7 protein-coding genes are annotated in these 10608 nt (G+C 55.3%); all 7 read right to left on the bottom strand.

The genetic code is table 11. The features are described 5' to 3' along the window. Positions 1–240: 240 nt before the first annotated feature. The 7 genes from V5E99_RS13630 to V5E99_RS13600 all read right to left on the bottom strand — a co-directional run bounded on the left by V5E99_RS13630 (position 241) and on the right by V5E99_RS13600 (position 10563). Positions 241–600: a hypothetical protein gene (locus V5E99_RS13630; RefSeq protein ID WP_499802892.1), complete on the bottom strand. Its 360-nt coding sequence runs from the start codon at positions 598–600 to the stop codon at positions 241–243. Next, a complete protein-coding gene (locus V5E99_RS13625) occupies positions 600–5369 on the bottom strand; it encodes an RHS repeat-associated core domain-containing protein (RefSeq protein WP_499802891.1) in 4770 nt (1589 codons plus the stop codon). Before V5E99_RS13625 ends, V5E99_RS13630 begins: the two co-directional genes overlap by 1 nt. Further along, positions 5369–6100, bottom strand: coding sequence for a DUF4123 domain-containing protein (locus V5E99_RS13620; protein WP_499802890.1), 732 nt, complete (start codon positions 6098–6100; stop codon positions 5369–5371). Before V5E99_RS13620 ends, V5E99_RS13625 begins: the two co-directional genes overlap by 1 nt. Positions 6101–6191: 91 nt before the next feature. Continuing rightward, positions 6192–6581 (bottom strand): hypothetical protein, encoded by a 390-nt coding sequence (locus V5E99_RS13615; protein WP_499802889.1) that lies wholly within the window; start codon positions 6579–6581, stop codon positions 6192–6194. An 81-nt stretch (positions 6582–6662) separates the two neighbouring features. Continuing rightward, the gene (locus V5E99_RS13610; protein WP_499802888.1) at positions 6663–7055 is read right to left on the bottom strand and encodes a hypothetical protein; all 393 of its coding nucleotides are present in this window, start codon (positions 7053–7055) and stop codon (positions 6663–6665) included. An 80-nt stretch (positions 7056–7135) separates the two neighbouring features. Further along, positions 7136–7513: a hypothetical protein gene (locus V5E99_RS13605; RefSeq protein ID WP_499802887.1), complete on the bottom strand. Its 378-nt coding sequence runs from the start codon at positions 7511–7513 to the stop codon at positions 7136–7138. A 5-nt stretch (positions 7514–7518) separates the two neighbouring features. After that, positions 7519–10563 (bottom strand): type VI secretion system Vgr family protein, encoded by a 3045-nt coding sequence (locus V5E99_RS13600; RefSeq protein WP_499802886.1) that lies wholly within the window; start codon positions 10561–10563, stop codon positions 7519–7521. Positions 10564–10608: the final 45 nt, after the last annotated feature.

Here is a 10608-nt window from a genome sequence, read left to right as displayed (position 1 = left end):
CTAGCGGTTTGTTGCTGAGCAGCAGAGCCCGAACTATCTGCCCGGCTCTTATACGTACCTCGCACTATCGAAATCCATTTTCTAATAGCTGTTAACAATGTCATTATTCAAAAACCGTCCATAACAAAACACTTAAAAAGCAAAGCGAAAGTGAGTCAGATCTACTTACTACCCTTATCAATGCTAAAAACACCTTCCGAAACCAGTAGCAAAATTAAATCCGCCCCTTTATAGCAGAGATTAATTATTGCCATTTCCTTGACTTTGATACCGCTCCAAACAACTAATGAGAACTGCCATAAACCGCCTTTGATCTTTAACATCATCATCAAAATACGTGTCCATTTTTGAAAAAACCTCGTCAAAACTATCACCCGCCTCTAAAAAATAGGACAAGGTTTCGATTAATGCAATGCGTTCTTGCTCACTATAAATAAAAAATTCCGAGCGTAGCAAGGCGTCAAAAAGTTCGGAAAGTTCTTTGTCATCATTTACATTCTTCGAAACGATAATCTCCTCCCGTTCCACATCATGCGTATTTTCAATATCAAAAACAAAAAGCAGACCTCGTATACTCCACAGCGTGTAGGGTCTATTCATCAGTCAAATTCCGTGTATGAAGTTTTAGCTTTACCATCTTTTCCTAGTATGACAATCGCTCTAGTCTGTTCACCATACTGTAGTCCTTCCCTTTTAAATCCTTCACCTATTTTTTTACCCATTTCAATAGGTTGTCGTGAAGCATCTATACCACTTTGCCTAAAAATTAACTGGGCACGTTGTATTGCATTAAATTGATCGCGATGACTGAGAAAACGCGTCGCGGCCGAGGGGATGACGGGCTCGCCTTTTTTCTTTCCTTTCTCGTACCTTTCTATTTCGCCTGTCGTGGGATTTTTGCCTTCCTTAACCCGATCAAGCTGGGATTGCAGGGTTGTTTGTGCTCCATGTTTCTGCTGAAAATGGGCACCATCAATCGACTCTTCCATTTCCTTCAAGCGCCTATAAAAAACCGACTCTGATAACTCATCAATTCTTGCTCGTCGCTGCTCTACCGTCATCTTCGGCAGCGCAGGCTCACCCTCATCAACCCTAGCGCCAGTCGCATCCCCCGGCACCTTACAACCCGCCTTATCCGGCGGCGGACAGCTCAGCCCCAACGGATCAACCCACCCCGTCGGGTTCGGCGTGTACTGGTACTGGTTCAGCCCACCCGCCAACTTGATCGGGTCAGGCGTCAGGTACCGGCCAATGTCCGGATCATAGTACCGATGCCGGTTGTAATGCAGTCCCGACTCCGCATCGAAGTACTGCCCTTGAAACCGCAACGGTTGTTCAAGTTGTTCACCGCCGCCATGGGTCAGGCCGGTGACTTTGCCGTAGGCGTTGTACTTCGCCGCCCAGACGATTTCGCCGCCGTAGTCCGTCAGTTCCTGCGGGGTGCCGAGGTGGTCGAGGTGGTAGTAGAACGGGCAGGCCTTGCGCGGGCCTTTGCCGTCGAGCATGGCCAGTGGGCGGAAGGTGCCGGGTTCGTAGACGTAGCTGCGGTAGTGTTCGCGGCTGCTTTCGGCGACGACCTGGTCGCCTTGCCAGAAGAATTCGGTGGTTTTGCCGTCGACGGTTTTGGCGAGGCGGCGACCGAAGGCGTCGTAGCGATATTTCGTACAGCGTCCGTCCGGGGTGGTGACGCCGATCAGTCGGTGTTGGCAGTCATAGCGGTACTCGGTGACGAGTTTTTGTGCGGTGCCGCGCCGTTCGCGGATCAGGTTGCCAAAGGCGTCGTAGTCGTAATGCCGGTCGCCTTGCAGCAGCAGGCGATTGCCCGAAACCTTCGCCGCACCCGGCCGGTCCTGCATCAACAGGTTGCCCGCCGGGTCGTGGGCGAAGCTTTCCGGTTGGTGGTCGCGGGAGTGGCGGACGCGGATCAGGCGATTGAGCGCGTCATATTGATAGCTGCGCTGGCCGTGGCGGGTGTCGGTGATGTGGTCGAGATTGCCGTTGGCGCTGTAGGCATAATCGCGCCGATACAGCGATCGTTGCTGTTGGCTGACAGCATGGGCCTTCAAACGCCCCTGATCGTCGTAGGCATATTCGCTGAGCAGCAGGCCTTGTTGACGTTTTCGCTCACGGCCGAATTCGAATTGGTGGGTGGTCAGCCGTGAACCGTTGAGGTCGATGGCGCTGAGTGCGCCGCCCTTGGCGTGGTGGTAGTCGAGTTTGCTGTTGTCCGGCAGGCGCAGGTGGTTGAGCTGGCCGCAGGCGTCGTAGCCATAACGCAAAGTGCCCCAGCCCTGGTGCTCGGTGATGAGTCGGTCTTGCCGGTCGTATTCGAACTCCAGCGGATGGTCGTGGCCATCCTCGACGCTGACCAAGCGCCCAAGGCTGTCGTAGCGGTAGTGGACCTTGATGCCATCCGGCAAGGTTTTGACCAACAGGCGCCCGGCCGAATCGCGCTCGTAGCGGGTGATCAACTGCGAGCCGTCAGCACCGAACTCGGTTTTCTCCAGCAGTTGGCCATTCAGGTCGTAGGCATACGCCGTGCGCTGCCCGTCGAAGCCGGTTTCCTGTCGGATCAATCCGTTCGACGTGTAGTCCAGCCGATAGCGTTCGCCGGATTCGTTTTCGATTTCTGTCAGCAGCAGTTGCGCGTTGTCGTAGCGGTACTTGAGCTGCGTGCCGTCGGGATTGATCCGGCGACTGACCAGGTGCAAATCGTCGGCGTATTCATAACGCGTAACGCGGCCGAGTTCGTCTTGCTCGGCGGTGATCTGGCCGTAGGCGTTGTAACTGAACGCGCGGGTGGCACCTGTAGGAAGTGTCGTGTGGATCAGTCGGCCAACGGCGTCCCACTGGTAGCGGGTAACGGCGCCGTGTTCGTCCTGGCGCGTCGTCCTTCGGCCCAGCACGTCGTAGGAAAACTGTCGTTTGCCGCCATCCGGCAACGTTTCTTCGACCAATTGCCCCAAACGGTTCCAGACGAATACATGCCGACTGGTGTCCGGATAGCGGATCGACAGCACACGCCCCTGGGCATCGTAGAAATAGTGCGTGACCTGCCCATCAGGATCGGTCGCTTCAATGACGTCGCCCTGGGCGTTGCGCTGATACTTCCACACGGCATCGCCGCGACACCGCGCATGCAGGAAACCGTTGCGATACTCGTAGGACGTTGGCTCGTCTTGCGGTGGAATCAGCGCCACCAGGCGTCCGACTTCGTCGTAGTGGTATTCCGTCATCGCGCCGAGCGCGTTCTGCTCGGCAATCAGCCGCCCGTTATCGTCGTAGGACTTGAGGTGCTGGCCGCCATCGAGTTCGACCTTGCGCACCAGCCGCGCCCGGTCGTCGTGGACATACACTTCTTCACTGCCATCGACGTTTTTAACCACAACGCCGCCCTGGTCATCCCAGATGTACTTCGTGTCCATCTGCGAAAACGACGCCCAATGTCGGATGCATCGCGCAGCCTTGCCGGACCTTTCCCACTCCCAGAAGAAACTCGCCCCACCGGTGAGTTGCCGTTGCAGGATGACGTGCTGATCGTCGTAGTCGTAGCGCTCGCTTTCGCCGGCGGCATTGATGGCGGCGATCAGTTGATTGCGTTCGTCGTAGTCGTAACTGACCAGCGTCTGCTCGGTGTGCCACGCCTCATCGAGTGTGTCGGCGGGACGAAAAGCCTGGTAATCGAGCGCGGTCAAATGGGCGCGCTCATAGCGCAACAGCAAGGCCCGACCCGCACCGTTATCGAGGCGTTTGATGCGGTCCTGGCGGTCGCGGGTGATGTGCAGACGGTTGTCGTACCCGTCGCTGATCGCTGTCAGAAAACCGCTATGAAAGTGATAGAAACGGGTCTCGTCGCCGGCCTGGGCGAGGATCAGCTCTTCGGGGTCATCGCCCAGGTAAATCGCCGCTCGCGACAGGCTGTTGTGGATCGCCGGACGTTCGGTGTTCGGCAGCGGAAACGTGGTGCGGCGGTTTTCGTGGTCGATCCAAATGACGTTTTCGCCGTCGATGACCAACCGATGGGCGAGGCTGTGGCTCCAGCCGAAACCGAGGCCGCTGTCGATTTCGGCGGCGCTGGTGCGGTAGAGGCGAGTGAAGTCGAAGGGCAGGATTCCGTCGAGCGTGCCATCGGTCAGGGTCAGCAGTTCTTCGCCGGTAACCATCGAGACCGGGCAGTTGTTGGTAGCGGTTCTGTCCGCTGAATCGGCGCTCTCGCCGTTGGGGTTTTTCGCTTGATGCGGCGCATCAAGGTGATGTTCATCGTTTTTCAGTACGGTGTTCTTGCGACCATTCCAGCGCAATTGCATCCGGCCTTTTTTCATGCCAGCGGCGATGCCTCGGGCGGCGACTTTTTTGTAGCGGTCGACGTACGCCATGAAGTTATTGATGATCGTGACCATCGCCTTCACAAACCCCATGGCGGCCTGGGCAATTGTTGCGCCGTACTTCACCAGCCGCACCGTCAGCCAGGCAATGCCAACCCCGACCACACTCAATACCAGACCAATCAACAGGTCGATGACCAGTTGAACCACAAGCTTGGAAATCGCCTCGGCAGAAGACCCGGCCAGTTGCGAGGGCGGTAACGCCTCCAGCCATAACGTCGCGGTACGCATGAGCAGGCACAGTGCCGCCTCGTCGCTGGCCAGCAACATGGCTTTTTCCATCAGGTCCGGCGCACTTTCGGCCAGTTTGGCCAGTTCCCCGGCGCTCTCGCCGAGCCTGTCTGCGAAGGCATGCGGGTCTTTCAGGATGTCGGTCAGCTCACCGATCCCATCCCAGACAGCCTCGACGGCCGCCCAACTGCCCGCGAGCAATCCATTGCCCACCGCCACCGATGTCGACTGCGACCACTGCGGCTTAAACCCTTGCCACTCCTTGCGCAGCCAGTTTTCCAACTCCTGACTCAGCCCGTCATAGGCGCCGAACAACTCATCAACTTGCGCCGCTGTCACTTCGCTGTGAACGTGAACGCGGTAGAACTTGCCGGGCTCACCGTTGAACTGTCCTTTGCCATTTTTATCGAGCGTGACCGGCGTACTTTTTCCGTCCTCCTGGGCAATTACATCGACCTGAATATCCCCCACGGGAACGTCATACACCGATTCGAACTTGCTCTCGATTTCCAGAATTCCGCTTGCCGGACACTGCGCAACACTGGAGAAAAAATCGTCGTCACTGCTGCTGACGGCGGTACTGGTATTACCCAGTTTGATAATCCGCTCCATCCCCATCAACGAAGGCAAATCCGCCACCCGACTGGCTTGGTCCGCCGCCCGGTTAAACCAATGTTTCAGTTGCTCTCGATACAGGGAAAGGGTGTTCGGAAAACTGTCGAGCGCCTGCTCGATACGCGTGATTGGGTCCATCAATTCAGCTCCGCCATCAAGTAATCAACCAAGGCTTGTTTCGGTGCCTGAGGCAGGCCGGGCAACTCAAGAAAACCCGCGACCTTGCGCCGTAAAACACTCTCGGAAAACGCCTCGAACAGGTCCGGACGGTCTTCGCTCAACCACTTGAGCAAGTTGTTGATTCGGGTGACGGCGGACTGCGCGGCGAGTTGATTCAGCAGCGTTGCCGGGACTTGCCACCATGGAAAAACCTGGGTGCTTTTCAGCGCACGGCCACCGATGTCGAGGGCTTGACCATTGATCAGGCAACGCCCGATCACTGGCAGCAATTGCGCGGAATCAACCTCGGTGGATTGCAGAATCGGCAGCAGATAGCGCCCGTCCCAGAACCGAAAAAACACCGCGTTACCGTTAGGCAGCAACGCTTGCGTCAGGGAGCGAAAGTGCTCGACCAGCGCTTCCTGGCTGGCGGAAGACACTGCCAGCCAACCCCAATCGCAAGATTCCGTGTTGGCAATCCACTCCAGAAACTCACAGTCAGCGGCGACGATTCCCACAAAAGGCATCACCGATTCCCACTCGGCGTAAACCGTATCCGCCCATATCGGGCTCGGGGATTGCGCAGTGATTGAGTGCCGCCAGGCCTTGAAAGGTTCTGCCGCACTGGCATTACTGAAGATTGCGAACAGTTTTTCATCATTTTCTAACGGCCGAAGTTGCAGCCAATGACTGGGAGTTACTGTATTCATGACGAACGCTCTCGCAGCGCTCGAAGGGATCGAATGCGCTGTTATTTAAAACAACATTCAAATAAAAGGTTTTAGAAGCCGGGGTGAAACACTACTCTAGCCAGCCTTTAAACTTACCAACGGTCACTCCAATTATGGAAATCACACCCAACACCAACATCAACCCGTTGACGACCTTAATCTTCCGTCGCAACCCAACCGGGAAGCACTCGTAGTCCACCGCATTGAGATCTCCATTCCTCAAAGAATTTCGCGAAAAAATAAATAACGAACCCACGCAACTAATGAAGAGAAAGCGACCAAACGGATCCCACCCCAATAAGCTTTTTCTAGCAATAGCCGCTGGAGAGTTACTCAGATTCTTCAATATCTCCTCAGCATAAAAGTAAGCGACATACAACATAGCTAATGTGACCAGTAAAATAAGAACGATCAAAACCAGACCACTCAGAAGGAATGCTGTCTCTGCTTCAGTTCTCATTTTTGACCTCGTACATCATTTCTCCGCCCCTCTTTCTCCAGCCCTGGATCAGGGACAGATTTATTTAGTTCAATACCTAAATTACTCAATCCACCCCATATATTTGCAACCGATCAATAACACAATCATCGCCACACCACTTCCAAGTGATGCAATGTAAAAAAAGCGAATCATCCCAAGTAAATCTCTAGGAAAATTCAGATAATCCTTCTCATCCAAGGCGCCTCCCTTGATCGCCCAAGACGGAAATACCAAAAAAGAACCTACACAAGTCAGCAAAAAGTAAATCGCAAAAAAACCACCCTTAAAAAAAGACTTCCTCACCAGCACGCCATGAGAATTGCTCAAAGAACCTATAACTTTCTTCATCTGGAAAAAACAAAGATAGATATAACCAACAATGGATATAAAACCCAATCCAAAAAACAAGCCACCAACGGTCAGAACGAGCCAAATCTCATCATCGTTCGTCACTGATAGATTTTCCCATAAATTATTTCTCCATTCTTCTATCCTGCAATCCCGCCATCCACTCCGCAAAAAACCCTAAAAAATCACAACCACCCCTGATACTTTCCAATCGTTATAAACATCACGGTAACAGCAGTCAGCACAATCATTGAACGGCCGCAAAATTCAATCATGCGCTTCAGCCCCGCTGGAAACCTCTCATAATCCTCCAAGCTCATATCACCACTTTTCACCGCCTGCCGAGAAAAGACGAATAGTGAACTAATACAATTCATAAGCAATAATCGACTGACTGGGTCCACACCCAACGACCTTTTTTTTATCAATATGGCATGGGAGTTTTCGAGATTCTTTAAAATCCTATCCATACGAAAGTAAGCCATGTATAAAAAGACAAACATCACAGACAGAATCGAGACAATCAGAACCATACCACCCAATATAAATACAGTTTCAGGCACTGTCCTCACTTTATTGCCTCGTATACTAGCTCCCCAGTTATCTCGCCCGCGCTACCTAGTTCCTCTCCGAAAACGGCAACGCCTAACCCAGCCATAACAACTCCGCATGCAATTCCGCCGAGACCTACAGTACCAGCGCCTATCGCGATGCACGCTGCACCACCCGCGTATACACCGACGTACCCTCCTGCGAGGATCCCACCAAACTTACCCGCCTCCGTAAACCTTACCTTACGACAGGCTTCTTCTTTACCAACTCGACAAGTCTCTTTCACTTTAAGCCCGGATGCAGCGGCTTGTAACCCAACCCCTACCCACCCGCCCAACTTGATCACCTTACTTGCCTTGGCCACCCCATCAATATGCGTCGCGTACCCCGGAATCCCTCCCGCCGACCCTGCCTTACTCCAATGATGAACAAGGCTACGACTTGAAATCCCCAATGCGCTTTTCAGTTTTGGATGATCGGCAATGCCCACACCTTTGCGTACCAATGGCCCAAGGCTGTTATCAAGTTGTGTCATCAACCGTTTACGCTCAGCAAAGAACTCCGCACCCTGAAGTTTTCCATGCTTATCGAACGTGCGCTGATGTGACTTCTCAAGTTCCTGAAGAGTGCTTGATAAGTTACCCAAGTGCTGGCCAAACATCGCCGCACCAATACCAACCCCCGTCGAACCCTGCGAAAGAAACGTTTCAATTTCCCCACGATGCCGCGCCATAAACTCAGCCTCGGCATCGCTCAACGGTTCCAGCGCCGCATCGACTTTTTGCGCGGCCTCCATCAACAACGCTTCTTCACGGGTGCATTGCGTGTTGCGCGGATCGCTGAGGACAACCAATTGACCGGGTTTGGCGAACTCAGTGAGTTGTGGATTAAGACTGCGGAATTTCTCCAGTACCGCAGGCTCCGGTTGCGCAAACAATAACGACTCAAGTGCAGACCGAGACATGCCCTGCTCGACAATGTGGAAACCCGGCTCGACGGTTGAAGCGGGGGCTGCGGATGAGGCCTTTGATCCACCGGCCAACGTATTCGGCGTAGGACATATCCCCTCCTTGCAACGCTCGCACTCTTCACAAAACGGCGCATCGCTTTTCAGGCTCTGCTCCTGCGCGGGGCTGAGCGGCGCCGCCGGGGCTGCGGCCAGTTTTGACGGTGCATCCGGCGAAATCGGCGCAGCCGCCATGGCTGCCATCGGCGTGCCGCCGACCTGGATCGGTACGCTGCTGAAAATCCCGCCCGGCCCTATGTTGATCCACTGCCCTCCGGCCTGAAGACTCCCGCTGAGGCCACCGTCGATCACCACTTGCTGACCGGCACTAATGTGGATGTGCTGACTGGCATTGAGGCGTTGGCTGGTGACGCGAATATGTTGGTCACCCCTGACCAGCAAGTGGTCGTCCAGCTTCACTTCGGTCTGGCGCTGGCCGTGGGTGGTGCGTTGCTCCTCGGCCTTCAACTCATGCCGGGCGATGCCGGTGACGACGATGCTGCGGTCGTTATCCACCTGCACCCGCTGATCATTCAGTACGTGCTGAGTGAAATTTCGCTGGGCGCGCAGGTAAATTTCCTCGGCACCTTTGCGATCTTCGATGCGCAACTCGTTGTAGCCACCGCCGCCGGGACTGCTCTGGCTGCGGAAAATGCTGCGGGTCTTGTCGGCCGGCAGGTCCAGCGGCACGGGGGTCGCGGCGTTCGGCAGGCAGCCCATCACCAGTGGTTTGTCGGCGTCGCCGTCGACGAACCCCACCAGCACTTCCATGCCGACCCGTGGAATCAGCACGCTGCCGTAACGGTCGTGGGCCCAACCGGTGGCGACCCTTAGCCAGCAACTGGAATGCTCATTGAGTTCGCCGTCGCGGTCCCAGGCGAGCTGGACTTTGACCCGGCCATATTCGTCGCAATGGATTTCGCTATCGGTCGGGCCGGTGACCACAGCGGATTGATAGCCGAACATTCGCGGCTTGTCCGGCCCCAGCGGCGGGCGAAACGAAATATCCCACGGCGTGGCCAGAAAAGTATTGCGATAGCCTTGGAATTCATCGCCGTCAGAAACGGACTCTTCCAGCACTTGCGGTTGACGGCCACGGTGCTGGATCTCCGTGATCAGCCACAGGTCATTCCAGGCCTGGCGCGGGTGCTCGGCCAGTTGCAAGAAATGGCCGCTGACCAGCGCGGATTCATCGCCGAGACCTTCAGCCTGACGGTAGTCCGCGCCATGGCGCTCCAGAGTTCGCCGGGTCAGCTGCTTGCCGGAGTCGCGGTCGCTGAATTGACCGGGAAAGTGGTAATCCTCCAGCACCGGGCGTTGCTCGCTGTCGACGCGGCTTTCGAGTGGCAGTCGAGGTTTCTGAAAGTTGTAGTCCCGCAGAGTGACGGTTGTAGTCCGTGTCTCCAGGCGCACGTTGAACCGTTTGATCGCCGGGGCGCTCGCGGCCATGCCGCTGCCGGGCAGGTACAACGTGGGCTCGGCCAGGCGCGGAAATACCGTTTGGTCGTCGCCGAACACCAACAAATGCCCATCGAGGCTGTGCTGGAAATGGAAGTGAATGCCGATCTCGGCGCACAGCCGCTGGATGAACACCAGATCGCTTTCCGCGTACTGCACGCAGTACTCGCGCTCGGGGTAATCACTGCCAAGTTGAAATTCAAAGGCATCGCGCTGAATGCCGTGATCCTTGAGGACCTGCGTGATGATCGCCGGCACGCTTTTGTGCTGGAAGATCCGCTGATTGATGCGCTGCCCGAGGTAGGTCAAACGCGGGACCAGGCTGACTTGATAGCGTGTCAGACGTTTACCCGAGTCCCCTTGGCCGACGCGATAAATCTGACCGTGAATGCCGGAACCTTGCCCGTCGAAACTCAGAAATGCCTGACGGTGCAGGAGGTTTTCCAGCTCGAGGTCCGGTCGTTCGCTGACCAGTTCCAGGTCAAAACGGAAGGGTTGGCTGATGGCTTCCTTGCCCGTGAACTCAAGCACCTTGAGCTCATTCTCGACGCCGTCGAGGGTCAACGTGAAACGCGGTTGATTGGCAGGCGCGAACATCCGATGTGTCTCTGCAGAATGAAGGCGGGCGATTCTGCATGAGCA

The sequence above is a fragment of the Janthinobacterium sp. LPB2021202312-11-4 genome (assembly GCF_037049705.1).
In the GTDB taxonomy this organism is placed as follows: Bacteria; Pseudomonadota; Gammaproteobacteria; order Pseudomonadales; family Pseudomonadaceae; genus Aquipseudomonas.
This window is presented reverse-complemented; position numbering and strand designations above follow the sequence as displayed.